The organism is Sphingomonas corticis (assembly GCF_012035195.1).
Taxonomy (GTDB): domain Bacteria; phylum Pseudomonadota; class Alphaproteobacteria; order Sphingomonadales; family Sphingomonadaceae; genus Sphingomonas; species Sphingomonas corticis.
On sequence record NZ_JAAVJH010000004.1, the window covers coordinates 252,504 to 277,317 of the forward strand.

The window sequence follows — 24,814 nt, forward strand, 5'->3', positions numbered from 1 at the left end:
GTGGCATTCAGCCTTCTCCCTTCAGCTCCATCGCGCGGGCGTAGAGCGCGCGGCGGTCGAGGCCGAGCGCCCTGGCCACCTCGCCCGCGGCCTTGGAGGCGGGGAGGCGGGTGAGCGCCTCGGCCAGCGCGGCGTCGGCATCCGCCTCGCTCGCCGCGGCGGGCGGCAGCGGCGGGGCGACGACGACGACGATCTCGCCCTTGGGCGGCGCCTCGGCGTAGCGCGCGGCAAGCGTCGACAGCGTGCCCGTCACCGCCTCCTCGAACCGCTTCGTGATCTCGCGCGTCACTGCGGCGTCGCGATCGCCCAGCCCCTCGGCCAGCGCGGCGAGGCAGGCGCCTAGGCGCGGACCGCTCTCGTAGAGCACCAGCGTCGCGCGCAGCGCCGCCACCTCGGCGATCGCCTCCGCCCGCGCCTTCTCCTTCGACGGCAGGAAGCCGAGAAAGAGGAAGCGGTCGGTCGGCAGCCCCGCCAGCGTCAGCGCCGCCACCGCGGCACACGGGCCGGGGATCGTCACGACCGCATGGCCAGCCGCCCGCGCGTCGCGCACCAGCTTGAACCCGGGATCGGAGATCAGCGGCGTGCCCGCGTCGGAGACGAGTGCCACCGCCTCGCCGGCCATGCGCGCCACCAGCGCGGGGCGCGCCCCTTCCGCATTGTGGTCGTGATAGGGGGTCATCGGCCGCTTCACGTTCAGGTGGCGGAGCAGGCCGGCGGTGACGCGCGTGTCCTCCGCCGCGATCACGTCCGCGCGGGACAGGATGTCCGCGGCGCGCGGCGACAGGTCGCCGAGATTGCCGATCGGTGTCGCGACGATGTAGAGGCCGGGGGACAAGGCGTTGGAAGCGTTCACGGGAGATCTCATGGCAGACGCGAGGGCGACCCGGCAACGGGGCAGCATCATCACGCGGGCGGCGGCACTGGCGATGGCGCTGGCGCTGGCGGCCTGTTCCGCGGTGGTGCCGCGCGCGCCCGCGCCGGCGCCCGCCGCCGGCCCGGTGCCGACCGCCCCGCGCGTCGACGACACCGCGGTGGCGCAGGGACTGCCGCAGGACGCGTCGCGCCACCGCGTCGCGCTGCTGGTGCCGCTGACGGGGCGAGACGCCAGCGTGGGGCTGGGGCGCAGCATCGCCGATGCGACGCAACTCGCGCTGCTCGACACGCGCAACCAGCAGGTGCGCGTTACCAACTACGATACCGCGGCGGGCGGCGCTGCCGCGGCTGCCCGGCGGGCGGTTGCCGACGGCGCGCAGCTGATCCTCGGCCCGCTGCTGGCGGACGACGCGCGCGCGGTGGCGCCGATCGCGAAGGCGGCGAAGGTGCCGGTCCTCGCCTTCTCCAACGACGTGGGCGTGGCGGGGAACGGCACCTACATCCTCGGCTACGCGCCGCAGCAGGCGATCGACCGCGTCGTCCGCTACGCGCAGGGGCGCGGCGTCACCACGTTCGGCGGGCTGGTGCCCAACGCGCTGTACGGCACACGTGCGTCCACCGCGTTCCTGCGCGCGGTGGAGCAGGCGGGCGGTCGCGTCGTCTCGTTGCAGACCTACGACCGCGCGCCGACCGCCATCGCCGCCGCGGTGACGCGCATGGCGAAGGACGCCCCCTATGGCGCGGTGCTGGTCGCCGACGGGGGGGCGCAGGCCGCGGTGGCGGCGCCGCTGCTGCGCCGGTCGAGCCCCTCGGTACAGATCCTGGGCACGGAGTTCTGGAATACGGAGAACGGGCTCGCCGCAAGGGCGGCGCTGTCGGGCGCGTGGTTCGCCAGCGTCTCCGACACGCTGTATCGCCAATATGCCGCCAAATATCGCGCGCGTTTCGGCAACGATCCCTACCGGCTGTCGAGTCTCGGCTACGATTCGGTGCTGCTGGTCGTCCGCATCGCGCGCGACTGGCGCGTCGGCACGCCCTTTCCGGAGGCGCGGCTGCGCGACGCGGACGGTTTCGCCGGCATCGACGGCGCCTTCCGCTTCGGCCGCGACGGCGTGGCGGAGCGGGCGCTGGAGGTGCAGGAGATCCGCAACGGCACGATCGTGACGGTGTCACCGGCGCCGAGCGGATTCGGCGGGTAGGATCACCATATCCGTTCGTGCTTCGATTTCGCTCAGCACGAACGGAGCGGGGTTCAGCCGCGCACCACGCGCGGCAGGATCGCGTCGAGCAGCAGCATCCCCGCCTCCGTCACCGCCAGACGGTCGCCGTCGCGCGCGATCAGGCCCGGTAGGGCGGCGATGGCCGCCTCGTCCACGATCGCCGCGACCGGCAGGCCGGACAGGGCGGCGATGCGCGACAGGTCCACACCCTCGTTGAGGCGCAGTCCCATCAGCAGCGCCTCGGCGGCGCGGTCCTGCGGTGCCAGCGGATCCTCGCGCTCGATGCCGTGGCGGTTGCGCGTGACGGCGGCCAGCCAGTTCTCCGGCTTGCGGCGGCGGAAGGTCGCCAGCCGGTCGCGCCGCCCATGCGCGCCGGGGCCGATGCCGGCATAGTCGCGGTAGCGCCAGTAGGCCAGGTTGTGGCGGCTCTCCGCGCCGGGACGCGCGTGGTTCGATATCTCGTAGGCGGGCAGCCCCGCCGCGGCGGTGATCGCGCGGGTCGCCTCGAACAGGTCCGCCGCGGCGTCGCCGTCGGGTATCGTCAGCCGCCCCGCCGCCGCCTCCGTGGCGAAGCGCGTGCCCGGCTCGATCGTCAGCTGGTAGAGCGACAGGTGCTCGGTGCCGAAGGACAGCGCGCGGGCGAGCTCCGCTTCCCAATCCCGCAGCGGCTGGCCAGGGCGGGCGTAGATCAGGTCGAAGCTGGCACGCGCGAAACAGGCCTGCGCGGTGTCGAGCGCCGCCAGCGCCTCCGCCACGCCGTGCGCGCGGCCGAGGAATCGCAGCGCCGCCTCGTCCAGCGCCTGTACCCCCAGCGACACGCGGTTGACGCCCGCCGCGGCGAGATCGGCGAAGCGCGCCGCCTCGACCGACGAAGGGTTCGCCTCCAGCGTGATCTCCACGTCGGCATCGGGCGCCCAGGCGGCGGTGGCGGCGTCGATCACTGCCGACACCGTCTGCGGCGGCATCAGCGAGGGCGTGCCGCCGCCGAAGAAGATCGAGCCGAGCCGCCGCCCCGGCAGCATCGCGGCCTCGTGGGCGAGATCGGCGAGCAGCGCGTCACGCCACGCCGCCTGGTCCACCTCCGCGCGGACGTGGCTGTTGAAGTCGCAATACGGGCATTTGCTGACGCAGAACGGCCAATGTACGTAAAGCGCCAGCGGAGGACTCTTGTCGGGCGCCATGGCGCACGGGCATATGGCAGCGATGCCGATCGGTTTCCATGCCGTCCTCACCCTGCTGCTCGCCGCCGCACCGGCGCAGGGATCGCCGCAGCGCGTGGTGGAGGCGGCGCCCGCCGGTCCCCGCCCGCCGCGCGGCACCGCGCCGCTGCGCGCGGCGATGGTGGCCGGTCACGATCGTGCCCGCGCCGACCTCGGGCTGCCGCCGCTTCGCTGGGATCCGGCCTTGGTCGCCGCCGCCGACGTCTATGCGCGCGAACTGGCGCGGACCGCGCGCTTCGCCCATTCGGTGCAGCCGCGCGACGCGACGCGGCAGGGCGAGAACCTGTTCGTCGGCAGCCGCGGCGATTATTCCTTCGTCGAGATGATGGACCTGTGGCTGGCGGAGAAGCACGACTTCGTGAACCGCCCCGCGCCGGGCTTCAGCCGCACCGGCCGGCCGGGCGACGTGACGCACTACGCGCAGATCGTGTGGCGTGCGACGACCGCCTACGGCTGCGCGCTGGCGAGCAACGCGCGCGACGACTATCTCGTCTGCCGCTATTCGCCATCGGGCAACGACGCGGGCGAGCGGGCCTATTAGGCTGCGGTCGTACCGGGCTGTCCCGGCATCCACGAAGGGCCCGCCACGAATGGAGGAGCCCTGTCGGTCAAACCGCCTCAGAAGACCGCCGCCACCATCTGCCGGAAGGCGTCGCCGCGGTGGCTGATGTCGTTCTTCTCCGCCTCGTCGATCTCGCCGAAGGTCTCCGTCCGGCCGATCGGCTGGAACACGGGGTCGTAGCCATGCCCCTTGTCCCCGCGCGGCGGCCACACGAGCGTGCCGTCGACCCGTCCTTCGAACCATTCGACGTGACCGTCGGGCCAGGCGAGCGCCAGCGCGCAGACGAAATGCGCGTCGCGCGGCGCGTCGTCGATCGCGGCCAGCTTCTCCTCGACCAGCGCCATGGCGCGGCCGAAGTCCCGGTCCTCGCCGCCCCAGCGGGCGGAGAAGATGCCGGGATCGCCGCCCAGCGCGTCGACGCACAGCCCGCTGTCGTCGGCCAGCGCGACCAGACCCGACAGGTCCGCCGCCGCGCGCGCCTTCAATTCGGCGTTCATGACGAAGGTGGTGCCGGTCTCCTCCGGCTCGGGCAGGTCGAGCTGCTTCGCCGAGACGACCTCCAGCCCGCGGCCCTCCAGCAGCGCCGCGATCTCGCGTACCTTGCCTTCGTTGTGGCTGGCGATGACGAGCCTGCCGGGCGCCAGCTTGCGGATCGCCTGCGGCTCCTTGCTCTCGCCGCTCATGCCACGGCCTTCGCCTGTGCGGCGAAGATCTCCGTGCAGCCGATGCGGGCGAGGCGCAGCAGGCGCAGCAGGGCTTCCTCGTCGTAGGTGGCGTGCTCGGCAGTCGCCTGCGCCTCGGCGATATGGCCGTTTTCGAGCAGCACGAAGTTCGCGTCCGCGTCTGCGGCCGAATCCTCGGGATAGTCGAGGTCGAGGACAGGGGTGCCCTGGTAGATGCCGCAGGAGACCGCGGCGACCTTCTGCCGGATCGGGTCGGCGGCCAGCTTCCCCTGCGCCATCAGCGTGTCGACCGCGAGGCGCAGCGCCACCCACGCGCCGGAGATGGCGGCGGTGCGCGTACCGCCGTCGGCTTGGATCACGTCGCAATCCAGCGTGATCTGCCGCTCGCCCAGCAGCGCCATGTCGGTGACGGCGCGTAAGGAACGGCCGATCAGCCGCTGGATCTCCTGCGTGCGGCCGGACTGCTTGCCCTTCGCCGCCTCGCGGCTGCCGCGGGTGTGCGTGGCGCGCGGCAGCATGCCGTACTCGGCCGTCACCCAGCCCTGGCCCTTGCCGCGAAGGAAGGGCGGCACCCGCTCCTCGACGGAGGCGGTGACCAGCACCTTGGTGTCGCCGAAGCCGATCAGCACCGATCCTTCCGCGTGGCGGGTGAAGCGGGGCTCGATGGTGATCGCACGCATCTGGTCGGGGGCGCGGCCGCTGGGGCGCATTCAACTCTCCTCAAGGTCGGATCGGCGAGGGCGATAGCCGCGTTGGCGGCGCAACGGAAGCAGCGGGAGCAGACGGATGACGGGATTCATGCGGGGATCGGTGATGGGGGCGGCACTGATCTTGGCAGGCTGTGCCGCGACGGACGCGGGAACGGGACGACCCCGGCCGATCGAGGGCGAATCGATCACCTACGAGACCGCGCCGTGCTTCGGCACCTGCCCCGTCTACCGCGTGACGGTGAACGCCGACGGCAGCGGCACGTTCGAGGGCAGGCGCTTCACCGCGGTCACCGGCGAGCGCGCCTTCACCGCCTCGCCCGACGTGTATCGCCGCTTCGCCGCGGCGCTCGAGCCGTACAGGCCGAAGGACGGCGACCTGCGCTACGAGAACGGATCGTCGCTGTGCGGGCCTGCGATGGTCAGCGACATGCCCGGCGCCGACGTGCGCTGGAGCGAGCCGAGCGGCGCGTCGCGGTCGATCCACTTCTACTACGGCTGCGACCGCGGCGACGACGGCAAGATGCGCCGCGCGATCGCGGATGCGCCGCAGCTGCTGCCGATCGCGGCCTTCATCGGAAAGCGTTGAGCGGGAAGGGGGCGCGCCATACATTCGCGACCATGGCCGCGTCCCCGCCCATCGCCGAACTGTCCGACCGCGCGCGCGACATCTTCCGCCGCGTGGTGGACGGCTACATCGCCAGCGGCCTGCCGGTGGGATCGAAGACGCTGGCGCAGGCCGGGCTGAACCTGTCGCCCGCGTCGATCCGCGGCGTGCTGGCGCAGCTGGAGGCCATGGGGCTGCTCGCCGCGCCGCACACCAGCGCGGGGCGGCTGCCGACCGAGCGCGGGCTGCGGCTGTTCGTCGACGGCATGATGCAGGCGCTGGAGCCGAGCGCGGAGGAACGCGCGCAGATCGAGGCGCGCGCGGGCGGCATCGGCCCGGTGGAGGAGGCGCTGGCCGCCACCACCGCGACGCTCAGCGGCCTGTCCGCCTGCGCCGGGCTGGTGATGGTGCCCAAGCGCGAGGCGGTGCTGCGCTCGCTCGCCTTCGTGCCGCTGGGCGGGGCTCAGGCGCTGGCGGTGCTGGTGGCGGAGGACGGCGCGGTGGAGAACCGCGTGGTCGACCTGCCCGCGGGAGTTCCGCCGGGGGCGCTGACCGAGGCGGGCAATTACATGACGGCCACGCTGGGCGGTCTGACGCTGGCGGAGGCGCGCGCGCGGGTGGCGCGCGAGCTGGCGGCGGGGCGCGCCACGCTGGACGCGGCCGCGCGCGCGCTGGTGGCGCGCGGGATCGCCGTCTGGTCGGAGGACGGGGCACGGCGCCCGGTGCTGATCGTGCGCGGGCAGGGCCGGCTGCTGGACGATGCCGAGGCGGCGGACCTGGACCGCGTGCGCGAGCTGCTGGACGACCTGGACGGCAAGCAGGAGATCGCCGCGCTGCTCGATTCGGCCAGCGCGGGCGATGCGACGCGGATCTTCATCGGCGCGGAGAACAAGCTGTTCGCGCTGTCCGGCTCCTCCGTCATCGCGCGCCCGTTCCGCGGGCAGGACGGGCGGGTGGTCGGCGTGGTCGGCGTGATCGGCCCGACGCGGTTGAACTACGCGCGCGTCGTGCCCATGGTGGATTTCACGGCCGCGACGCTCGCCCGCCGCATCGGGTGAGCGCGCCTACGACAATGGGAAACGAATGACCGAGAACGAGAACGCCGACCTTCGCGAGGAAACCGCCGAGGGCGCGCCCGAGGTAGCGGAGCACGACGAGAGCCAGGCGCGGATCGCGACGCTGGAGGACCAGCTCGCCGCCGCGCAGCAGGACGTGCTGTACGCCCGCGCGGAGACGCAGAACGTGCGCCGCCGCGCGGAGAAGGACGTCGCCGATGCGCGCGCCTATGCCTCCACCGGCTTCGCGCGCGACGTGCTGTCCGTCAGCGACAATCTGGAGCGCGCCCTGGCCGCGATCCCGGCGGAGCTGCGCGAGGACGAGAGGTTCAAGGGGCTGGTCACCGGGCTGGAGGCGACGGGGCGCGAGCTCGCCAACGTCTTCGGTCGCCACGGCCTGACGCGCATCGAGGCGATGGGCCAGCCGCTCGACCCCAACCGTCACCAGGCGATGATGGAACTGCCGAGCGACGCCGCGCCGGGCACGATCGTGCAGGAGATGCAGTCGGGCTGGATGATCAAGGACCGCCTGCTGCGCCCCGCGCTGGTGGGCGTGGCGCGCAAGCCGGATTGAGGCGACCACCGGTGCTCCCGCCACGGCGGGAGCCCCGGGGCGGCGAGAAGTGTCGCTGGTCGCCGCCCGCGCGGGAACACGCTTGCCGGCGAAGGCGGCTTCAGATCGCGCCGCTGAACGTGTCGCACTGCGCCGGGTCGCCCGTTTCCATGCCGCGGCGCAGCCACGCCATGCGCTGCGCCGAGGTGCCGTGGGTGAAGCTGTCGGGCACGACCCGGCCCTGCGCCTCGCGCTGGAGCGTGTCGTCGCCGATCGCCTGCGCCGCGCGCATTCCCTCTTCCACGTCGCCCGGTTCCAGCCGGTTGCGGTTCTGCGCCGCCCACACGCCGGCGTAGCAGTCGGCCTGCAATTCCAATCGGACGGAGGCGGCGTTGCCCTCCGCCTCGCTGCCGGTCGCCTGCGCGCGGCGGACCTGGTCGGCGGTGCCGAGCAGGTTCTGGATGTGGTGGCCGAACTCGTGCGCGACCACGTAATATTGCGCGAAGTCGCCCGGCGCCTTGAACCGCGTGCGCAGCTCATCGAAGAAGCTCGTGTCGAGGTAGATGTTGCTGTCGGTCGGGCAATAGAACGGCCCCATCGCTGCCTGAGCCGCCCCGCAGCCCGACTGGCCCGACCCGTCGAAGAAGCGCAGTCCCGGCGGCTGGAAGCGCGCGTTCGATCGCGCGAACAGGGCTTCCCACGTGTTCTCCGCGTTGCTGAACGCCTGGCAGGTGGAGCGTCGCGCCGGGCTGGCGTCGCAGACCTGCTGCACGCTCTCCCCGCGCTGCTGCGTCTGCGGGGCGCCGCCTCCGCCGCCGCCGCCCAGCATCGAACCGATATTGCCGAGCCCGCCGAAGACGGCGAAGAGGATCAGCACGACGACGATGCCGCCGCAGCCGAAGCGGCTGCCGATCAGCGGGAGGAGCCCGAAGAGCAGCCCGCCGCCACCACCGCCCAGTCCGCCGCCGCGCGCCTCGCCGACGTTGATGTCGTTGTCGTAATCGTCGAGCCGCATGGCCGTCCCCGTCAGGATCTCCGGCAGGATCGTTGCCGTTGCGGCATGAATGCGCAGCGCTGGCGCGGGTTGCAACGGGGCCGCGCCTCGCCGATGACGCCGCATCGACAAGGACGCGGGGTGAGGAGACAGTCATGTTCCTGAAGGGCAAGAGCGCGATCGTCACCGGCTCCACTTCCGGCATCGGCCTCGCCATCGCGCGCGCGCTGGCGGCGGAGGGGGCGGCGGTGATGCTGAACGGCTTTGGCGAGGCCGACGCCATCGAGCGCGCACGCGGCGAGATCGCGGAAGCGAGCGGTGCGGCGGCGCTTCACGACGGCGCGGACATGACGAAGCCGGACGAGATCGCGCGCATGGTGGCGCGCGCCGCGGACGAGATCGGCGGGCCGGACATCGTCGTGAACAACGCGGGCATCCAGTACGTCTCGCCGGTGGCCGATTTCCCGTTGGAGAAATGGGACGCGATCCTCGCGATCAACCTGACCAGCGCCTTTCACGTGATGAAGGCCGCGGTGCCGGCGATGCGCGCGAAGGGGTGGGGGCGCATCATCTCCACCGCATCGGCGCACAGCCTGGTCGCCAGCCCCAACAAATCCGCCTATGTCGCCGCCAAGCACGGGCTGGTCGGCCTGACCAAGGCCGTGGCGCTGGAGACGGCGACCGACGGCATCACCGTGAATTGCATCTCCCCCGGCTACGTGTGGACGCCGCTGGTCGAGGCGCAGATCCCCGACACGATGAAGGCGCGTGGGCTGACCCGCGAGCAGGTGATGAACGACGTCCTGCTGGCCGCGCAGCCGACCAAGCAGTTCGTCACGCCCGATCAGGTCGCCGCCTTCGCCCTGTTCCTGTGCCGCGACGAGGCCGCCGCGATCACCGGCGCGAACCTGTCCGCGGACGGCGGCTGGACCGCGCAGTGAGGGCGATGCGCGCCGCCGCGATCCTCCTGTTCCTGATGCCCACCGCGGCATCGGCGCAGCCGGACTGGCGGCGGGTGGCGACGGCGGCGGATCGCGATCGCCTGTCGCGCTGGCGCGAAGCGTGGGTCGCGGGCCTGGAGGGGGCCCGGCAGGGTGGCCATGCCGCGGACGTGGCTGGTCCCGTGTTCGCCTTCGACCGCGCGCTGCCGCGCCCGCTACCTCCCGCGGGTGACTATCGCTGCCGCACGACCAAGCTGGGGACGGCCTCGCCCGCCATGCTGCCCTATGTCGCCTATCCGTGGTTCGCCTGCCGGATCGAGGCGCAGGGAGATGCGCCGCGTCTGGTCAAGCTGACCGGGTCGCAGCGGCAGGTGGGCATGCTCTACCCGCGCGACGCGGAGCGGGCGGTGTTCCTCGGCACGCTGCAATACGGCTACGAGGAGCGCGCGCTGCGCTACGGCCGCGACGGCAAGCGCGACGTGGCCGGCTGGGTGGAGCGGATCGGCGAGCGGCAGTGGCGGCTGGCGATGCCGTGGCCCGCGTTCGAATCGACGATCGACGTGATGGAGCTGGTGCCGGCGCGCTGAGCGGGTCAGCCGACCGGCTCCTCCTCCTTCTTCTTCGCCGGAATCGTCCCCGGCGTCCCGCTCGGCACCGTGACCGGCGCGCCGCCGTCGATCGGCGGCAGCGCGGCGAGATAGTCGCGGCCGTTCTTCTCGATCACCGTCACCCGGCCCGGGTTCGCGGCCGCGACGGAGAGGAGGAAGCGGCCGGGCTTCTTCATCAGCTTGGGGAAGTCCGCCGCCAGGCCGGCGATCACCGCCGCCTCGCGCACGAAATGCACGCAGTTGCGCTTGCCCAGATTGTACGTGGCGTCACCCGTCTTCTCGTCCCAGCCCTGCACCAGCGCCACGACCCGCGCATATTGCGCGTCGCTCAGCGTGACGGCGAAGCGGACGTGGCTGCCCTCCATGTAGCCGCGCTTGGGCCGTTCCACCTTGCCGCCCACGTTGCCGAACAACAGCTTGGGCGTGATCGACTTCGCGGTGAAGCCGTAGCTGGCGTCCACCGGCGCGCCGCCCGCGTCGGGCGTGCCGCGCAGCGTGAGGAAGGCGTGGGGAAAGTAATTGCCGAAGTCGCGGCTCCAGAACGCCATCGTCACCGCCGCGCCGGCGGGGGTGGGCAGCAGGAACAGCAGCGCGGCGATCCAGCCGACACGGTGACGAAGGAGGCGCGGCACGGTCATCGCGCCGGTGTCTCGCCGCAAAAGCCCGCCTTGGCAATCGCCGCCGCGATCAAGCCGTGACGATCCGCTCCGCCGCGCCGAGCACCAGCGCATCCTCGACGAAGCCGGTGGCGGTCTGCCCCCAGCGGTCCATCGCCCATCTGCGCGCGGCGAGCCCCGCGAACGACGCCGCCACCGCGGCGCCGACCGCCAGCGCCGCCCCCGCCGCCTGCCGCCGCGGCGGGGCGAGCGCGGCGCCCGCGAAGCCGCTGGTGATCGTGCGGGCGAGGAGGCCGAGCACCACGGTGCGATCCGGCGCGGTCTTCATCTTGTCGCCCGCCATCTCCGCCGCCGCCAGCGCGACGCCGCCCGCCGCCACCAGCGGGGTCGCCATCAGGCGCGCGGGCGCATTGTCGTGCGGCAGCGTGCCGCGCCGCGCCGCGCCGGCCAGCGCCGCCAGCGGAGTCATGGCGCGCTGCCCGGCGACCAGCCCAATCAGGATCGAACGCAGCATCGTCATTCCCTTCCTCGTTCGACGCAGGCAACGGGCGGCCCGGCGAACCGATCCCTCGGCTTGACGCCGCCGCGGCGTCTTGCCCATCCTGCCGGTTCGACAAGAGAAGAAGGGGAAGGTCGATGAGGACGTGGCGTTACTGGCGGACCGGCGGGCTCGCGCTCGCGCTGCTGCTCGCCGGGCCCGCGCCGGCGCAGGTCGCGGAGCGCACCGCGGCCACGCAGGTCTCGCGCGAGCGGATCGCGCGGGTCGGCCGGCTGCTGGATGATTACGTCGCGCAGGGAAAGCTGGCTGGCGCCGTCATCCAGGTGCAGCAGGACGGGCGCACCGTCTACACGAAGACCGCCGGCTGGCGCGACCGCGAGGCGCGCGACCCGATGCGTGCCGACACCATCTTCCGCATCGCCTCGCAGACCAAGGCGCTGACCAGCGTGGCGGCGATGATGCTGGTGGAGGAAGGGCGGCTGGTCCTGTCCGATCCTGTCGGCAAGTACCTGCCCGAATGGTCGAAGACGACGGTGGCGGTCGCGCGCAAGGGCGGCGGCTACGACGTGGTCGCGGCGAAGCGGCCGATCACCGTGCGAGACCTGATGACGCACACCGCGGGCATCTCCTACGGCTCCGGTCCGGCGGAGAAGGCATGGCGCGATGCCGGGATCACCGGCTGGTACTTCGCCGACCGCGCGACGCCGGTCGCCGCCGTGGTGGCGCGCATGGCGACGCTGCCGATGGCGGCGCAGCCGGGCGAGGCGTTTGTCTACGGCTACAACACCGACGTCCTGGGCGTGGTGGTGGAAAAGGTGAGCGGCCGGACGCTGGACGCTTTCCTGACCGAGCGGCTGATCGCGCCGCTCGGCATGAAGGACACGTTCTTCTACGCACCGGCGGACAAGGCGAAGCGGGTGGCGACGGTCTACTCGGCCGGCGCGGGCGAGGTGACGCGCGCGGCCGACCCCGGCCGGCTGGAGAACGGCAGCCACGTCGGCCAGGGCCATTACGTCACCGGCCCGCGCACCGCCTTCTCCGGCGGCGCGGGGCTGCTGTCGACCGCGGCGGACTACGGCCGGTTCCTCGAGATGCTGCGCCGCGGCGGCGAGCTGGACGGGCGCCGCTACCTCAGCCGCAAGGGCGTGGAGCTGATGACCAGCAACCAGCTGGGCGACATCCCCTTCAACCCGGGCATGGGCTTCGGCCTGGGCTTCAGCATCCGCCAGGACCTGGGCCGCGCGGGCGAGGAGGGCAGCGTGGGCGAGTTCGGCTGGGGCGGCGCCTATCACAGCCAATATTGGGTCGACCCGCGCGAGCGTCTGACCGTCGTCTACCTGACGCAGGTGATCCCCGCCGGGGATCTCGACGACCATGCCAAGCTGCGGGCGCTGATCTACCAGGCGCTCGACTGACCGCGGGTCGGGTCAGAGCCGCTCGCGCAGTCCGGCCACCACCTGGCGCGCGGTGTCGGCGATGACCCGACCGGCACCGTGGTCGCCCTTTGCCATGAACGACACGAACGCCTTCGCCTGCTCCAGCGTGACGTGCGGGGGAAGGGGGGCGACATCGGGGTCGGTCTTCACTTCCAGCACGACGGGGCGGTCCGCGGCCAGCGCACGGTCCCATGCGGCGCCGAGATCGCCCGCCTGGTCGACGAAGATGCCGGTGAGGCCCAGCATCTCGGCGAAGCGCGCATAGGGGACGTCGGGCAGCGACTGCGTGGTGGGGAAGCGGGGATTGCCCTCCATGATCCGCTGCTCCCACGTCACCTCGTTCAGGTCCTCGTTGTTGAAGACGCAGACGATCAGCCGCGGATCGGCCCAGCGACGCCAGTATTTCTGCACGGTGATGAGCTCGGCCATGTTGTTCATCTGCATCGCGCCGTCGCCGACCAATGCGACCACGGGGCGCGTGGGCTGCGCGAACTTGGCCGCGATCGCGTAGGGTACCGCCGCACCCATCGAGGCGAGCCCGCCCGACAGCGAGCCGCGCTGGCCGCGCTTCACCTGCCAGTCGCGCGCGTACCAATTGGCGCACGAACCGGAATCCGACGTGACGATCGCGTCGGCGGGCAGGCGGGGCGACATCTCGTAGACGACGCGCTGCGGATTCACCGGCGCCGCCGCCGCCATGGCACGACCCTTCAGCGTCTCGCGCCACTCCTCCATCCCCGCGGCGATGCCCTGCTGCCATCCGCGATCGGCCTGGTGATCCAGCAGCGGCAGCAGCGCGCGCAGCGTTTCCGCGGCGTCGCCGTGCAGGTTCACCTCGACGGGGTAGCGCAAGCCCAGCATTTCCGGCGCGATGTCGATCTGCACCGCGCGGGCCTGGCCCTCGGCGGGCAGGAACTCGGCCCAGGGGAAGCCGGTGCCGATCATCATCAGCGTGTCGCACCCTTCCATCATGTCGGACGAGGGGCGGGTGCCGAGGAGGCCGACCGCGCCGGTGACGAAGGGCAGGTCGTCGGGCAGCACGTCCTTGCCGAGCAGCGCCTTGGCGACGCCCGCGCCCAGTCGCTCGGCGGTCGCCACCACCTCGTCGGCGGCGCCGCGTGCGCCCGCGCCGATCAGGATCGCGACCTTGCGGCCCGCGTTCAGCACCGCCGCGGCCCGGCGCAGGTCCGCCTCCTGCGGGACGACGCGCGGGGCGCTGTAGCCCGGGCCGGAGCGGGTGAAGCCATGCGCGCGCTCCGGCTCCTCCCAGGGTTCGTCCTGCAGGTCCTTGGGCAGCACCAGCACGGTCACGCCGTTGCGCGCCGTCGCCACGCGCACGCCGCGGTCGACGAGGTGGCGCAGCTGCGCCGGCGCCACCGCCTCCTGCACGAAGTCGGCGACGTCGGCGAACAGGCGGTCGAGGTTCAGCTCCTGCTGGTAGCTGGCGCCGCGGACCGTCCGCTCGGCCTGGCCGGCGATGGCCAGCACGGGCACGTGGTCGCTCTTCGCATCGTACAGCCCGGTGATGAGGTGGGTCGCGCCGGGGCCCCCCGTCGACAGGCACACGCCCAGCTCGCCGGTGAACTTGGCATGGGCGGTCGCCATGAACGCCGCCATTTCCTCGTGCCGAACCTGGATGAACTCGATGCCGTCGTCGGTCCCCTCGACCCGCTGGAGCGCGCCCAGCACGCCGTTGATGCCGTCGCCCGAGTAGCCGTAGATGCGCGTGACGCCCCACGCCTTCAGCCGTTCGACGAAGAAGTCGCTGGTCAACCGGGTCATGGGCGGGAATCCTGTTCGGCGGGGTCGGCGACGGGAACGTCCCGCGCGCCGATCCGGTCCCCGCCCTTGCCTAGGTGTTGCCGGCGCTCGTCACGATCGCGCCGTTCACCCCGGCGGGGAAGAAGCCGCCGCGCGTCACCGCGGCGCGGTTCTGGAACACGACGTTCAGCACCTGCGGCGCGGTGCGCCCGAGGACGAGGCCCCCGCCGTCGGTGGGGACGATGTTCGCCGTGGTGGCGTCGCCCACGTCCTGGTCGGTCTCCCCAGCGCCGTCCAGCGCGTCGCGTGCGTCCGAGACGCGGGCGACGCGGGCGTAGATGTCGGGTACCGTCAGCCCGCGCCGCCACAGTTCCGACCGGATCACCGCGTCGTGGTAGCATTCGGTGGCCAGGATGCCCGCGGTCGCGTCGAGGAAGGACTTGTTGGCGATCAGCCGCGCCGAGCCGCGATAGGCGGTGACGCCCACGTCGGTCAGCAGGTACGATCCCATCAGGAAGTTCTCGTCGCTGGCGAAGGGGTCGAAGACGTCGTTCGGCCCGACGATCCCCGCGGCGCGCGCGGCGGCGGTGAAGGCGCCGGGCACCGTGGCGCCGTTCACGGTCACGCTCGCGCTGCCCGACAGGTTGATCGTCGGCTGCGCGACGCGCGCGGAGCCCAGCGCGTCGCGCAGGTAGCGGATGTGGTATACCTCGTCCGCCGCGATCTCGCGCGCATATTCGCGCAGGATCGGGTCGGTGAAATCGACCGCGCGCGCCGCGCCGGCGCCGCTGCCGGTCACCACCTCCCCCTGCGTGCCCGATCCGCCGAGCAGCGGCGCGTCGATGCCGCGGCCGGACACCGCATAGGCGTAATAGGCCCCTTCGAGATATTCGAGCTGCAGCGCGAAGTTGAGCACGTCGACCTCGCTGACGCCCGTCGTCGGGTTCGGCGTCGGCGAGGGCACGGGATCCTCCTCGTCGCCGTCGTCGTCGCCGCAGGCGGAGAGGAGGGACAGCCCGCCGGTCATCGCCGCCGCGCCGCCGCACAGCCGGATGAAGCGCCGTCGCGCCACGCGCTGCCGCTCCGCCCCTTCGATAAGGGCCAGGAACTCGGTCTCGCCGGAACGGCTCGTCGGATCGGTCATCGCCGCGTCCTTCAGTTCGCGCCCGAGCGACGGAGCGCCGGGTTGGGATTGTTGGTGCCCGCCGGGAAGAAGCCGCCCGCCGTCACCTGCTCGCGCGTCAGATAGACGATGTTGTGCACCTGCTCGGTGTTGCGGCCGAAGACGATGCTGCGGCTGTCGGTCGGCACGATGTTCGCGGCCGTTCCATAGATGGAGGTGATCGGCGACACGCCCTGGTCGCTGTCGCCGTTGCGCTGCGGCGGCCCGTCCGACGCGTCGTCACCGTCCAGGTCGTCGCGCGCGTCGGAGATCTGGTTGGTCTTCTCGCGCAGCTCCGGCACGGTGGCGCCCCGGCGGTACAGCGCGGACCGGATCAGCCCCGCGTGGAACGCCTCGGCGGCGAGCAGCCCGGCGGCCGCGTCGATCACGTCGGCCCCGCTCAGCAGCGCCGCCGCGCCCTTGTACGCAGTCACGCCGACGTCCTCAAAGATATAGGCGGCCAGCAGGAAGTTCTCGTCGCTGGCGTAGGGATCGAAGACTCCGCCCGATGACGAGAGGTCGATGTCCGCCGCCTGGGCGACGGCGGTGAACACCGTCGGCGACAGGTCGATCGCGGGCTGCGCCACCGCCGCGCTGCCGAGCGCCCGGCGCAAGGTGGCGACGTGCGCCGCCTCGTCGCTGGCGATCTCGCGCACGTACTGGATCACCTCGCGATCCACCAGATTGGCCCTGCGCGCGCCGGTGACCGCGCCGGGCGTCTGCGTACCGGTCAGCTGGTCCGCGGCGAGACCCGTGCCGTTGGCGGCGAAGGCGTAGAATTGCGCTTCGAGATATTCCAGGTTGAGCGCGAAGTTCAGGATGTCGAGGTCCGTGGGCGCGCCCTGTGCTGCCGCGTCGCGCGCGAACGCCACCGCGCCGGCACCCACCGCGGCGGCGCCGACGACGTGGCGGAAGAAATCGCGGCGCGGTGTCCGATATGCGGCATCGCCCTTCGACGCGTCGACGCTTCCTTCATCAGCGGGCATTCGGCGCTCCCTTGCCAGCTGCGACCCGCGCCGACGTGGCTGCGGAACCGCATAAAGGGGGGCAACCGTGCGCGCGGCGAAAAGGTTTCGTGCGGCAGGTGCCCAAGCCCTTCTTTGGCGCGGCAAAGCTGGCGCTGCTTCTCATCGATCCGGTGCCGGGGCATGGCCCGTGGCCATGACCGCCGACCTCGCCATCCTGTACGAACACCCGCTCTGGTTCGCACCGCTGTTCGCCGCGCTCGAGCGCCGCGGCATCGCCTATCGCGCGCTCACGCCGGGGGAGCCGTTCGACCCGGCCGATCCCGCGCCCCCGGCGCCGCTGGTGCTCAGCCGGCTGGCCATGTCGGCCTTCCTTCGCGAGCCCGAGCATCCGATCTTCTTCGCGCAGGCGCTGCTGGCGCAATGGGAACGGTCGGGCGCGCGGGTGTTGAACGGGACGGCCGCACTGGCGATCGACACGTCGAAGGCGCGCCAGCTCGCGCTGATCGCCTCGCTGGGGCTCGCGATCCCCGCCACCCGCGTCGTCCACCGCGCCGCCGACGTGCCCGCGGCGGCGGCGGCGATCGGCTTCCCGCTGGTGGTGAAGGCCAATATCGGCGGTGCGGGCGCGGGCATCGCACGCTTCGACAGCCTGGACGCGGTGCGCGCCGCGGCGGCGGATGGCACGCTGCCGACCAGCATCGACGGCGTGCTGCTGGTGCAGGACTATGTGCCCGCGCGCGGGGGCACGATCACGCGGATCGAGACGCTCGACCGCGACTATCTCTACGCGATCGAGGTGGCGGGCGGCGGCGCCTTCGATCTGTGCCCGGCCGACGCCTGCCAGGTGTCGGGGAGCGCGATCACCATGGCCGCGGTGCAGCCGGCGGCGGACCTGTGCGCCGCCGCACAGGCCATCGCGCGCGCCGCCTCGCTGGACGTCGGCGGGGTGGAGGTGATGATCGACGACCGCGACGGCGTGCCGCGCTTCTACGACATCAACGCGCTGTCGAACTTCGTCGCCCGCCCGCTGGACGTGCTGGGCTGGGACCCGCACGAACGGCTGGTCGACCGCATCCAGGGCTGGATCGAGGAGGTGCGATAGATGCGGTACGGGTTCTGGATGCCGGTGTTCGGCGGCTGGCTGCGCAACGTGGCGGACGAGGGGATGGAGGCGAGCTGGGACTATGCCCGCCGCCTGGCGCAGGATGCGGAGCGCTGGGGTTACGACCTGACGCTGATCGCCGAGCTGAACCTCAACGACATCAAGGGCGTGGAGCAGCCCGCGCTGGACGCGTGGTCCACCGCCGCGGCGCTGGCCGCGGTGACCGAGCGGCTGGAGCTGATGGTCGCCGTGCGACCCAACTTCCACCATCCGGCGCTGTTCGCGAAGGCGGCGGCCAACATCGACCGGATTTCCGGCGGGCGCCTGTCGCTCAACGTGGTGTCGAGCTGGTGGGCGGACGAGGCGCGGCAGTACGGGTTGCAGTTCGACCGGCACGACGATCGCTACGCGCGCACGTCGGAATGGCTTCGCGTAGTCGACGGTCTGTGGACGCAGGAACGGTTCAGCTTCGCGGGCCAATTCTATACCACGCAGGAGGCGATCTGCGCGCCCAAGCCGGCGAAGCGCCCGACCATCTACGCCGGGGGCGAGAGCGAGGCGGCGAAGACGATGATCGCGACGCAGGGCGACGCCTATGTCATGCACGGCGACCCGGTGGCGGCGATCGCGCCCAAGATCGCCGACATGGCCGCGCGGCGGGCGGCGACAGGGCAGGGCGCGATGCGGTACGGCATGGCCGCCTACGCCATCGTGCGCGACAGCGAGGCCGAGGCGAAGCGCGAGCTGGAGCGGATCACCACCGTGACCGAGCTGCCCGCGGGCTACGCCAATTTCGACCAGTGGCTGTCGGGCACGCAGCTGGAGCGCGAGCTGAAGCTGCAGGAATATTCCGTGTCCAACCGCGGCTTGCGCCCCAATCTGGTCGGCACGCCCGAGCAGCTGAAGGAGCGGATCGCCGAGTATGAGGCGGCGGGCCTCGACCTGCTGCTGCTGCAGATGAGTCCCCAGGCGGAGGAGATGGAGCGCTTCGCGGTGCAGGTGATGGGCACGCGGGCGCCGGCGTGAGGATCCCCATCGCCGCGCGCACCCTGATCGGCCTCCTCGCCGGCCTCGCCGGCGGCTTTCTCGCCGGGCCGGACAGCGCAGGCCTGCCGGTGCTGAGGGCGGTCGGCGGGCTGTGGCTCGACGCGTTGCGGATGCCCATCGTCCCGCTCGTCTTCGCGCTGATCGTCACCGGGATCGGCCGCGGCGCCGACCTGGGCGGGTCGACCCGCGTGGCGCGGCGCGCGATCGGGCTGTTCGCGCTGTTCCTGTCGCTGTCGGCGGCGTTCGGCGTGCTGCTGGGTTCGGCGATGTTCCGCGGCTGGCAAGTGCGCGGCCTGGACCAGGTGCGCGTCGCCCGCGGCGCGCTGCCGGACCTGCCGCCGCTGTCCGAGACGCTTCGCGCGCTGGTGCCGGTCAACCCGGTCGGGTCGGCCGCGCAGGGGGCGATCGTTCCCGTGGTGATCTTCGCGCTGCTGTTCGCGGCGGCGCTGCGCCGGATCGACCGGTCGCACGCTGCCGCGGTCGGCGCCGTCTTCCAGGGGGTGGCCGACGCGCTGCTCGTCCTGATCGGCTGGGTGCTGCTCGTCGCGCCGGTGGGCGTGTTCGCGCTGGCGTTCGACGTCGCCGCCCGCAGCGGCCTGGCGGTCGGCGCGCTGCTGGCCTGGTACGTCGCGGCGCGGGTGATCGGCGGCGTCGTGCTGACGGTCGCATTCGTGCTGCTGGTGGCCGTCGCCGCACGCACGCCGGTCACCGCCTTCCTGCGCGCGGTGGTGCCGGCGCAATCGGTGGCGTTCAGCACGCAATCCTCGCTGGCGTCGCTGCCGGCCATGCTGCTGGGCGCGCGCGCGCTCGGCCTGCCGGAGCGGCACGCCGGTGCGGTCCTGCCGCTAGCGGTCGCGCTGTTCCGCATCAGCGCGCCCACCGCGATCGCGCTGGCGGTGCTGGCGCTGGCGCATCTCAACGCCGTCGCGCTCACGCCCGCGCAGCTGGGGCTGGTGGCGGTGCTGGCGGTGGTCAACAACCTGGTCATCGCCGGGCTGCCCAACCAGATCAGCTTCTTCGCCGCCTACGCCCCCGTCGCGCTGGCGGTCGGCGTCCCGATCGAGCTGCTGCCACTGTTCCTGGCGGTGGATACCGTTCCCGACATGGTCGCGACCACCGCCAACGTCACCGCCGACCTCGCCGTCACCACGCTGCTGACCGAGGGAGAGCCCGCCGAGGTTGGGGAAGCCGGGGCGGAGTTGGTGTAGGAGAAGATTGGCGCACCCGACAGGATTCGAACCTGTGGCCTCTGCCTTCGGAGGGCAGCGCTCTATCCAGCTGAGCTACGGGTGCCTGGGCCATCGCCTACAACCGCGAGGGCGCGATGCCAACCGGTTTCGTCAGCGCTTCGGGAGACGAACCGGCTGGAACGGGGCGAGGCCGCAGCTGGCGCCGGGCATCACCGGCGACTGGTAGAGGACGGTGATGATGTCCTGCGCGCACAATTGGCTGAGCGAGGTGGCGTAGCTGAAGCGCCGCTCGAAGCCGAGGCCGGGGCACGCCCGGGGCAGGGTGACGCGATAGAAGAGGCCGCGGGAGCCGCGGAAGTCGATGACGCGGTCGGATCGCACCAGGCTCTCGCGCAGCGAGCGGATCGGCACGCAGGTGAGCGGCTTGCCCACCGGCGTGGCGGCGGGAACGGCGTTGCGATCGCGCGCGGCGCCGGGCGTCGACACGGACGCGAGCAGGAGGGCGGCGAGGATACGGGCGGTCATCGGGTCGGTCCCTTCGGCGCGGGCGCGGGGGTCTTCGGCCTGAACGCGCAGAGGTCGGCAACGATGCAGCGCCAGCATTCCGGCCGGCGCGCCTTGCACACGTAGCGGCCGTGCAGGATGAGCCAGTGGTGCGCGTGGACGCGGAAGGGGGCCGGCGTCGCCTTGTCGAGCGCCTTCTCCACGGCGAGCGGGGTCTTGCCGCGAGCGAGGCCCGTCCGGTTGCCGACGCGGAAGATGTGCGTGTCGACGGCGAAGGTCTCCGCCCCGAAGGCGACGTTCATCACCACGTTGGCGGTCTTGCGCCCGACGCCCGGAAGCGCCTCCAGCGCGTCGCGATCCGCCGGCACGGCGCCGTCGTGATCGGCGATCAGCGCCTCGCTCAGCGCGATGACGTTCTTCGCCTTCGTATTGAACAGGCCGATGGTGCGGATGTGTCGCTTCAGCTCTTCCTCCCCCAGCGCCACCATCTTCTGCGGCGTGTCCACCTCGGCGAACAGCGCCCGGGTGGCCTTGTTCACGCCGGCGTCGGTCGCCTGGGCGGAAAGGACGACGGCGACCAGCAGCGTGTAGACGTTGACCGATTCCAGCTCCGTCTCCGGATGCGGGTTCGCCTCGGCCAGGCGGCGGTAGAACTCGAAGGCGTCGGCGCGTTTCATCGGGCGGGCGTCAAAGGCCGAGCACCTCCGCCATCGAATAGCGCCCCGGCGCGCGGCCGGCGAGCCACTGCGCCGCCGTCACCGCGCCGCGCGCGAAGATCGAGCGGTCCTCGCCGCGGTGGCCCAGCTCGATCCGCTCGCCCTCGCCGGCGAAGACGACCATGTGGTCGCCGATCACCGATCCGCCGCGCAGCGAGGCGAAGCCGATCGTCCCTTCCGCGCGCGCGCCGACCAGCCCGGCGCGGCTGTCGACGCGCACCTCGGCCAGCCGCGTGGCCCGCCCCTCCGCCGCCGCCTCGCCCAGCAGCAGCGCGGTGCCCGACGGCGCGTCCACCTTGTGCCGGTGGTGCATCTCCGCGATCTCGATGTCCCAGTCTGCGCCCAGCCGCGCCGCCGCCTCGCGCACCAGGATGCGCAGCAGCGTGACGCCGAGCGAGGTGTTGCCGGTCTGCAGCACCGCGATCTCGTCCGCCGCCTGCTCGATCAGGGCGTGGTGCGCCGCCGACAATCCGGTGGTGCCGATGACGATCGGCGTGCGCGCCGCGACCGCGGCGGCGAGGTGTGGTTCCAGCGCGGCGGGGGTGGAGAAATCGACCAGCACGCCCGCCGCCTGCGCCAGCGGCAGCGGATCGCCGCCCGCGTCGCACCCGCCGGCCACCGTCACGCCCTCGGCCTCCGCGATCGTGGCAATGGCGCGGCCCATGCGGCCGTTCGATCCGTAGATGCCGATGCTCGTCATGCCTCGCCTGCTAGCGGGAAGGGCGGGCGGGCGCCAGCGCGCGCCGCTCCGGGCCACACAACGTCACGCCTCCCGTGCGGCGATGTCCCGCGTCGGATTTCTACGCTCGGGCGCCTCCAGGGGGAGAAGTGCGGCAAGCGGAAGATCGCCGCTCGCGCCACAGGTCCGGCGGGGGCGACCCGGCGTCGACACGGCCCCCGGCATCGCGTCGATGTGCGCCTGCGTGTGCCGGCGGCGGTGCGGCTCCGCCAGCTGCGCCTGCCGGCGATCGGTGGTCGCGCGGGGGGGGGGGGGGCGGTCGGGTCGGGCCCCCGTCGCGCGTCATGGCGGTGCTCCGTTCATTCCAGCGGCGCGTCGCGCCGCGCCAGGATCGGCGGCAGGTACGGCACCGGCGCGCCGGCCGGGATCGTCGCCAGCGCCGCGGCGATGGCGGCGGCGCGGTCCTTGGCGGACGGATGCGTGCGGCTGTGGAACATGCCGCCGTCGATCTTCGACCCCTCCTCCTTCCAGAAGCGGACCGCGTTCCGCGGGTCCCAGCCGGCGTTGCGCAGCAGCACCGCGCCAAGCACGTCCGCCTCGCTCTCCGTCGTGCGGAACAGGCGCGCGTTGCGGCCGAATTGCGCCAGCAGGCCCCATTTCACTCCCGCCGCCTCCAGCCGCGCGCGATGGGCAAGGACGGAGTGCGCGAGCTCGTGCGCGACGACGACGGCGATCTGGTCGTCGTCGAAGCGCGCGAACAGCGGCGCGCCGACCTGCACCACGCGGCCATCGGAGGAGGCGCCCAGCTTGCGCGTCGCCAGCACCTCGAACTCGACGCGGCAGCCGGGAACCGGCTGGACCACCACGGGCGCGGCGCCGGCACGGGCGAGCGTGACGGCGGCGGTCGGTGCGCCCGCCGCGAGCCGCGCCTGCGCCGCGTCGCGCGTAGCGGCGGTGATGCGGTCGGTCGCGGCGGGCGGGGGCAGCGCGGCGCCGTCGATCGCGGTCACGCCGTCGTTCGCGCGCAGCCCCGCGCGCGCCGCGGGACCGTCCGGCACGACCAGCTCGACCGCGACCGGCGCGGCGAAGCCGAACACCTGCCCCACCGCCGCGCGATCTCGCGCGGGATATTGGTCGATGGCGTGGAGCTGGAGCCCGAACACCGGCTGCCGCTCGCGGCACAAGGCTTCATTGGCGGTGGTGAGGCGATAGGCAATATCGGCGAGCCGCTGGTCCACCTGTCGCAGCGCCTCGTAGGGCGCGGTGTCCTGCGCCGGCGCGGCGAGGAGGAGGGCGGCGGCGAGGAGACGCGACATGGGCGGGGCGTCGCGCAAGGGGCGGAGGATTGCAAGGGCGGCGGCGGGATCGCTCCTCCGTCGCCGCTGAGCAGGCAGGGGCCCGGCGCCGGCTGCGCGGGAGCGGCGAGGGCGGGACGACGGACGTTGCGTCTGGCCGCGCCTGCTCTATCCATCGGGGCGGCGCGAGACGGGGGAGCAGGATGGCCGACGACAGCATCACCGCGGGAGAGGAGCCGAGCGGGGCGGACATCCGGCTGGTCATCTCCGCCTCCGCGCTCGGCACCGTGTTCGAATGGTACGACTTCTTCATCTACGGCACGCTCGCCGCCTCGGGTATCATCGGGCGCGCCTTCTTTCCCGCGGGGAACGAGACGGTGCAGACGCTGCTCGCCTGGGCCGGGTTCGCCGTCGGCTTCGGTTTCCGCCCGCTCGGCGCCGCGCTGTTCGGCTATCTCGGCGACCGGCTGGGGCGCAAATACACCTTCCTCGTCACCATCACGCTGATGGGCGTCGCCACCGCGGGCGTGGGGCTGACACCCAGCGCCGCCGCGATCGGCTTTGCCGCGCCCGTCGTCGTCCTGCTGCTGCGCGTGGCGCAGGGGCTGGCGCTGGGCGGGGAATATGGCGGCGCGGCGATCTACGTCGCCGAACATTCGCCCGCAGGGCGCTCGGGCTTCTACACCAGCTTCATCCAGGCCGGCGTCGTCGGCGGCTTCATCCTCAGCCTCGCCGTCATCCTGTTCTTCAAGGCGGTGATGCCCGCCGCGGCGTGGGAGGCGTGGGGCTGGCGGCTGCCCTTCCTGTTCTCGATCGTGCTGCTCGCCATCTCTTTGTGGATGCGGCTGAAGCTGAGCGAAAGCCCAGTGTTTCAGAAGATGCGCGCCGCGGGCGAGCGGGTGGCGAATCCGCTGAAGGCGAGCTTCACCTATCCCGGCAACGTGAAGCGGATGATCGTCGCGCTGTTCGGCATCGCCGCCGGGCTGACGGTGATCTGGTACACCGCCATGTTCTCCGTCCTCTCCTTCCTGCAGGCGACCATGCGGGTGGAGGAGACGACGGCGCAGCTCATCACCGGCGCGGGCGTGCTGATGGGCACGGGCTGGTTCCTGCTGTTCGGCCACGTCAGCGACAGGGTGGGGCGGAAGCGGCCGATCGTGACGGGCTACGTGCTGACGCTGCTGCTGCTGTTCCCCATCTTCTTCACCATCGGCGCGGCGGCCAATCCGAAGCTGTCGCAGGCCGCGGAGGTGAGCCCGGTGGTGGTCCACGGCGCCGACTGCTCGTACAGCCCGTTCGACAAGGTGCAGGCGACGGCGTGCGGCCAGGTGCTCGACGCGCTGTCGAAGCGCGGCGTTCCCTATCGCGTGGCGACGGGCGAGACGACGCACGTGACGGTCGGCGCGCGGGACATCGGCGTGCCCGACGCCGCCGCGCTCGATGCGGCGCTGGAGCGCGCGGGCTACGACCTGTCGCGCGTCGTGCCGTCCGCCGGGAACATCGCGCTGATCCTGCTTGCGATCCTTGCCATGTCGCTGCTTTCCGGCATCACCTACGGCCCTGTCGCCGCGCTGCTGAGCGAGATGTTTCCGCCGGCGATCCGCTATTCCTCGCTGTCGATCCCCTATCATCTGGGCACCGGCTATTTCGGCGGATTCCTGCCCTTCATCAGCCAGTATATCGTGGCGAAGACCGGCGATCCCTATGCCGGGCTGTGGTACACCTGGGGCGTGACGCTGCTGGCGCTGCTCGTCGCGATGTGGGGACTGGCGGACGACCGGCGCGGCCGCACGGTAGCCTAACGGGGCGCGAGCC

General features: G+C 72.4%; 26 protein-coding genes and 1 tRNA gene. 12 read left to right on the forward strand and 15 right to left on the reverse strand.

The window, feature by feature from the left end:
• Nucleotides 1–7: 7 nt before the first annotated feature.
• On the reverse strand, nucleotides 8–865 hold the full coding sequence (gene rsmI / locus HBH26_RS08420) for a 16S rRNA (cytidine(1402)-2'-O)-methyltransferase (protein ID WP_168134143.1): 858 nt from the start codon (nucleotides 863–865) through the stop codon (nucleotides 8–10).
• Between rsmI and HBH26_RS08425 the strand changes: the two genes are divergently transcribed.
• Nucleotides 864–2,072, forward strand: coding sequence for a penicillin-binding protein activator (locus HBH26_RS08425; protein ID WP_168134144.1), 1,209 nt, complete (start codon nucleotides 864–866; stop codon nucleotides 2,070–2,072). The genes rsmI and HBH26_RS08425 overlap by 2 nt on opposite strands.
• A 53-nt stretch (nucleotides 2,073–2,125) precedes the next feature.
• On the opposite strand, the gene hemW is transcribed toward HBH26_RS08425, so the two are convergent.
• On the reverse strand, nucleotides 2,126–3,274 hold the full coding sequence (gene hemW / locus HBH26_RS08430; RefSeq protein WP_168134145.1) for a radical SAM family heme chaperone HemW: 1,149 nt from the start codon (nucleotides 3,272–3,274) through the stop codon (nucleotides 2,126–2,128).
• Nucleotides 3,275–3,296: 22 nt separating this feature from the next.
• Between hemW and HBH26_RS08435 the strand changes: the two genes are divergently transcribed.
• Complete coding sequence (locus HBH26_RS08435) at nucleotides 3,297–3,854, forward strand: CAP domain-containing protein (RefSeq protein WP_239024652.1); 558 nt, start codon at nucleotides 3,297–3,299, stop codon at nucleotides 3,852–3,854.
• Nucleotides 3,855–3,931: 77 nt separating this feature from the next.
• Here the strand turns inward: HBH26_RS08435 and rdgB are convergent, their stop codons facing one another.
• Nucleotides 3,932–4,558: an RdgB/HAM1 family non-canonical purine NTP pyrophosphatase gene (gene rdgB / locus HBH26_RS08440; protein WP_168134147.1), complete on the reverse strand. Its 627-nt coding sequence runs from the start codon at nucleotides 4,556–4,558 to the stop codon at nucleotides 3,932–3,934.
• Nucleotides 4,555–5,268: a ribonuclease PH gene (rph, locus tag HBH26_RS08445; protein WP_168134148.1), complete on the reverse strand. Its 714-nt coding sequence runs from the start codon at nucleotides 5,266–5,268 to the stop codon at nucleotides 4,555–4,557. Before rph ends, rdgB begins: the two co-directional genes overlap by 4 nt.
• Nucleotides 5,269–5,344: 76 nt before the next feature.
• On the opposite strand from rph, the gene HBH26_RS08450 reads away from it, so the two are divergent.
• Genes HBH26_RS08450 through grpE form a run of 3 tightly spaced genes read left to right on the forward strand, consistent with a single transcriptional unit; the run spans nucleotide 5,345 to nucleotide 7,501 of the window.
• Nucleotides 5,345–5,854, forward strand: a complete 510-nt coding sequence (locus tag HBH26_RS08450; protein WP_168134149.1) for a DUF6438 domain-containing protein — start codon at nucleotides 5,345–5,347, stop codon at nucleotides 5,852–5,854.
• Nucleotides 5,855–5,886: 32 nt separating this feature from the next.
• Nucleotides 5,887–6,930, forward strand: coding sequence for a heat-inducible transcriptional repressor HrcA (hrcA, locus tag HBH26_RS08455; RefSeq protein ID WP_168134150.1), 1,044 nt, complete (start codon nucleotides 5,887–5,889; stop codon nucleotides 6,928–6,930).
• 25 nt (nucleotides 6,931–6,955) lie between these two features.
• Nucleotides 6,956–7,501 (forward strand): nucleotide exchange factor GrpE, encoded by a 546-nt coding sequence (gene grpE, locus HBH26_RS08460; protein WP_168134151.1) that lies wholly within the window; start codon nucleotides 6,956–6,958, stop codon nucleotides 7,499–7,501.
• Nucleotides 7,502–7,601: 100 nt separating this feature from the next.
• On the opposite strand, the gene ypfJ is transcribed toward grpE, so the two are convergent.
• Complete coding sequence (ypfJ, locus tag HBH26_RS08465; RefSeq protein ID WP_168134267.1) at nucleotides 7,602–8,495, reverse strand: KPN_02809 family neutral zinc metallopeptidase; 894 nt, start codon at nucleotides 8,493–8,495, stop codon at nucleotides 7,602–7,604.
• A 134-nt stretch (nucleotides 8,496–8,629) separates the two neighbouring features.
• Between ypfJ and HBH26_RS08470 the strand changes: the two genes are divergently transcribed.
• Both HBH26_RS08470 and HBH26_RS08475 read left to right on the forward strand, forming a co-directional pair.
• Complete coding sequence (locus tag HBH26_RS08470; protein WP_168134152.1) at nucleotides 8,630–9,415, forward strand: 3-hydroxybutyrate dehydrogenase; 786 nt, start codon at nucleotides 8,630–8,632, stop codon at nucleotides 9,413–9,415.
• Nucleotides 9,416–9,420: 5 nt separating this feature from the next.
• Nucleotides 9,421–10,002 (forward strand): DUF4893 domain-containing protein, encoded by a 582-nt coding sequence (locus HBH26_RS08475; protein WP_239024680.1) that lies wholly within the window; start codon nucleotides 9,421–9,423, stop codon nucleotides 10,000–10,002.
• A 5-nt stretch (nucleotides 10,003–10,007) separates the two neighbouring features.
• Here HBH26_RS08475 and HBH26_RS08480 read toward each other — a convergent pair whose 3' ends face one another.
• Together HBH26_RS08480 and HBH26_RS08485 are read right to left on the reverse strand one after the other, a co-directional pair.
• The gene (locus HBH26_RS08480) at nucleotides 10,008–10,661 is read right to left on the reverse strand and encodes a hypothetical protein (RefSeq protein ID WP_209308431.1); all 654 of its coding nucleotides are present in this window, start codon (nucleotides 10,659–10,661) and stop codon (nucleotides 10,008–10,010) included.
• A 49-nt stretch (nucleotides 10,662–10,710) separates the two neighbouring features.
• A complete protein-coding gene (locus tag HBH26_RS08485) occupies nucleotides 10,711–11,160 on the reverse strand; it encodes a DUF4126 domain-containing protein (protein WP_209308432.1) in 450 nt (149 codons plus the stop codon).
• A gap of 116 nt (nucleotides 11,161–11,276) precedes the next feature.
• On the opposite strand from HBH26_RS08485, the gene HBH26_RS08490 reads away from it, so the two are divergent.
• Nucleotides 11,277–12,554 carry a serine hydrolase domain-containing protein gene (locus tag HBH26_RS08490; RefSeq protein ID WP_168134153.1) on the forward strand — a complete coding sequence of 426 codons (1,278 nt, stop codon included), beginning with the start codon at nucleotides 11,277–11,279 and terminating at the stop codon, nucleotides 12,552–12,554.
• Between the two features lie 12 nt (nucleotides 12,555–12,566).
• Here the strand turns inward: HBH26_RS08490 and HBH26_RS08495 are convergent, their stop codons facing one another.
• The 3 genes from HBH26_RS08495 to HBH26_RS08505 all read right to left on the reverse strand — a co-directional run bounded on the left by HBH26_RS08495 (nucleotide 12,567) and on the right by HBH26_RS08505 (nucleotide 16,484).
• Nucleotides 12,567–14,357, reverse strand: a complete 1,791-nt coding sequence (locus tag HBH26_RS08495; protein ID WP_168134154.1) for a thiamine pyrophosphate-requiring protein — start codon at nucleotides 14,355–14,357, stop codon at nucleotides 12,567–12,569.
• 70 nt (nucleotides 14,358–14,427) lie between these two features.
• Nucleotides 14,428–15,480 carry a ferritin-like domain-containing protein gene (locus tag HBH26_RS08500; protein ID WP_168134155.1) on the reverse strand — a complete coding sequence of 351 codons (1,053 nt, stop codon included), beginning with the start codon at nucleotides 15,478–15,480 and terminating at the stop codon, nucleotides 14,428–14,430.
• Nucleotides 15,481–15,491: 11 nt separating this feature from the next.
• Nucleotides 15,492–16,484 carry a ferritin-like domain-containing protein gene (locus HBH26_RS08505; protein ID WP_168134156.1) on the reverse strand — a complete coding sequence of 331 codons (993 nt, stop codon included), beginning with the start codon at nucleotides 16,482–16,484 and terminating at the stop codon, nucleotides 15,492–15,494.
• Nucleotides 16,485–16,659: 175 nt separating this feature from the next.
• Between HBH26_RS08505 and HBH26_RS08510 the strand changes: the two genes are divergently transcribed.
• From HBH26_RS08510 to HBH26_RS08520, 3 genes are read left to right on the forward strand one after another with little or no spacing between them, the layout of a single operon-like run.
• Nucleotides 16,660–17,568 (forward strand): ATP-grasp domain-containing protein, encoded by a 909-nt coding sequence (locus HBH26_RS08510; RefSeq protein WP_168134157.1) that lies wholly within the window; start codon nucleotides 16,660–16,662, stop codon nucleotides 17,566–17,568.
• Nucleotides 17,569–18,594: an LLM class flavin-dependent oxidoreductase gene (locus tag HBH26_RS08515; protein ID WP_168134158.1), complete on the forward strand. Its 1,026-nt coding sequence runs from the start codon at nucleotides 17,569–17,571 to the stop codon at nucleotides 18,592–18,594.
• A complete protein-coding gene (locus HBH26_RS08520; RefSeq protein ID WP_168134159.1) occupies nucleotides 18,591–19,823 on the forward strand; it encodes a cation:dicarboxylate symporter family transporter in 1,233 nt (410 codons plus the stop codon). The genes HBH26_RS08515 and HBH26_RS08520 overlap by 4 nt, the downstream gene beginning before the upstream one ends.
• An 8-nt stretch (nucleotides 19,824–19,831) precedes the next feature.
• Here the strand turns inward: HBH26_RS08520 and HBH26_RS08525 are convergent.
• The 5 genes from HBH26_RS08525 to HBH26_RS08545 form a co-directional block, all read right to left on the reverse strand.
• A tRNA-Arg gene (locus HBH26_RS08525) sits at nucleotides 19,832–19,908 on the reverse strand.
• A 47-nt stretch (nucleotides 19,909–19,955) separates the two neighbouring features.
• Nucleotides 19,956–20,330, reverse strand: coding sequence for a hypothetical protein (locus HBH26_RS08530; RefSeq protein ID WP_168134160.1), 375 nt, complete (start codon nucleotides 20,328–20,330; stop codon nucleotides 19,956–19,958).
• A complete protein-coding gene (gene nth, locus HBH26_RS08535) occupies nucleotides 20,327–20,986 on the reverse strand; it encodes an endonuclease III (RefSeq protein WP_168134161.1) in 660 nt (219 codons plus the stop codon). Before nth ends, HBH26_RS08530 begins: the two co-directional genes overlap by 4 nt.
• A gap of 10 nt (nucleotides 20,987–20,996) precedes the next feature.
• The gene (dapB, locus tag HBH26_RS08540; RefSeq protein ID WP_168134162.1) at nucleotides 20,997–21,725 is read right to left on the reverse strand and encodes a 4-hydroxy-tetrahydrodipicolinate reductase; all 729 of its coding nucleotides are present in this window, start codon (nucleotides 21,723–21,725) and stop codon (nucleotides 20,997–20,999) included.
• A gap of 338 nt (nucleotides 21,726–22,063) precedes the next feature.
• Nucleotides 22,064–23,020, reverse strand: a complete 957-nt coding sequence (locus HBH26_RS08545; RefSeq protein WP_168134163.1) for a M48 family metallopeptidase — start codon at nucleotides 23,018–23,020, stop codon at nucleotides 22,064–22,066.
• Between the two features lie 182 nt (nucleotides 23,021–23,202).
• Between HBH26_RS08545 and HBH26_RS08550 the strand changes: the two genes are divergently transcribed.
• Entirely contained in the window at nucleotides 23,203–24,801 is a 1,599-nt protein-coding gene (locus tag HBH26_RS08550) for an MFS transporter (RefSeq protein WP_168134164.1), read from the forward strand.
• Nucleotides 24,802–24,814 lie beyond the last annotated feature (13 nt).

Coding starts and splice junctions, on each gene's coding strand:
- HBH26_RS08480 (WP_209308431.1), bottom strand. CDS start 10,661: ATGACCGTGCCGCGCCTCCTTCGTCACCGTGTCGGCTGGATCGCCGCG.
- rph (WP_168134148.1), bottom strand. CDS start 5,268: ATGCGCCCCAGCGGCCGCGCCCCCGACCAGATGCGTGCGATCACCATC.
- HBH26_RS08490 (WP_168134153.1), top strand. CDS start 11,277: ATGAGGACGTGGCGTTACTGGCGGACCGGCGGGCTCGCGCTCGCGCTG.
- ypfJ (WP_168134267.1), bottom strand. CDS start 8,495: ATGCGGCTCGACGATTACGACAACGACATCAACGTCGGCGAGGCGCGC.
- HBH26_RS08500 (WP_168134155.1), bottom strand. CDS start 15,480: ATGACCGATCCGACGAGCCGTTCCGGCGAGACCGAGTTCCTGGCCCTT.
- HBH26_RS08485 (WP_209308432.1), bottom strand. CDS start 11,160: ATGACGATGCTGCGTTCGATCCTGATTGGGCTGGTCGCCGGGCAGCGC.
- rsmI (WP_168134143.1), bottom strand. CDS start 865: ATGAGATCTCCCGTGAACGCTTCCAACGCCTTGTCCCCCGGCCTCTAC.
- HBH26_RS08475 (WP_239024680.1), top strand. CDS start 9,421: ATGCGCGCCGCCGCGATCCTCCTGTTCCTGATGCCCACCGCGGCATCG.
- nth (WP_168134161.1), bottom strand. CDS start 20,986: ATGAAACGCGCCGACGCCTTCGAGTTCTACCGCCGCCTGGCCGAGGCG.
- HBH26_RS08530 (WP_168134160.1), bottom strand. CDS start 20,330: ATGACCGCCCGTATCCTCGCCGCCCTCCTGCTCGCGTCCGTGTCGACG.
- HBH26_RS08470 (WP_168134152.1), top strand. CDS start 8,630: ATGTTCCTGAAGGGCAAGAGCGCGATCGTCACCGGCTCCACTTCCGGC.
- HBH26_RS08505 (WP_168134156.1), bottom strand. CDS start 16,484: ATGCCCGCTGATGAAGGAAGCGTCGACGCGTCGAAGGGCGATGCCGCA.
- hrcA (WP_168134150.1), top strand. CDS start 5,887: ATGGCCGCGTCCCCGCCCATCGCCGAACTGTCCGACCGCGCGCGCGAC.
- HBH26_RS08450 (WP_168134149.1), top strand. CDS start 5,345: ATGACGGGATTCATGCGGGGATCGGTGATGGGGGCGGCACTGATCTTG.
- HBH26_RS08545 (WP_168134163.1), bottom strand. CDS start 23,020: ATGTCGCGTCTCCTCGCCGCCGCCCTCCTCCTCGCCGCGCCGGCGCAG.
- grpE (WP_168134151.1), top strand. CDS start 6,956: ATGACCGAGAACGAGAACGCCGACCTTCGCGAGGAAACCGCCGAGGGC.
- HBH26_RS08550 (WP_168134164.1), top strand. CDS start 23,203: ATGGCCGACGACAGCATCACCGCGGGAGAGGAGCCGAGCGGGGCGGAC.
- HBH26_RS08515 (WP_168134158.1), top strand. CDS start 17,569: ATGCGGTACGGGTTCTGGATGCCGGTGTTCGGCGGCTGGCTGCGCAAC.
- HBH26_RS08495 (WP_168134154.1), bottom strand. CDS start 14,357: ATGACCCGGTTGACCAGCGACTTCTTCGTCGAACGGCTGAAGGCGTGG.
- dapB (WP_168134162.1), bottom strand. CDS start 21,725: ATGACGAGCATCGGCATCTACGGATCGAACGGCCGCATGGGCCGCGCC.
- hemW (WP_168134145.1), bottom strand. CDS start 3,274: ATGGCGCCCGACAAGAGTCCTCCGCTGGCGCTTTACGTACATTGGCCG.
- HBH26_RS08435 (WP_239024652.1), top strand. CDS start 3,297: ATGCCGATCGGTTTCCATGCCGTCCTCACCCTGCTGCTCGCCGCCGCA.
- HBH26_RS08425 (WP_168134144.1), top strand. CDS start 864: ATGGCAGACGCGAGGGCGACCCGGCAACGGGGCAGCATCATCACGCGG.
- rdgB (WP_168134147.1), bottom strand. CDS start 4,558: ATGAGCGGCGAGAGCAAGGAGCCGCAGGCGATCCGCAAGCTGGCGCCC.
- HBH26_RS08510 (WP_168134157.1), top strand. CDS start 16,660: ATGACCGCCGACCTCGCCATCCTGTACGAACACCCGCTCTGGTTCGCA.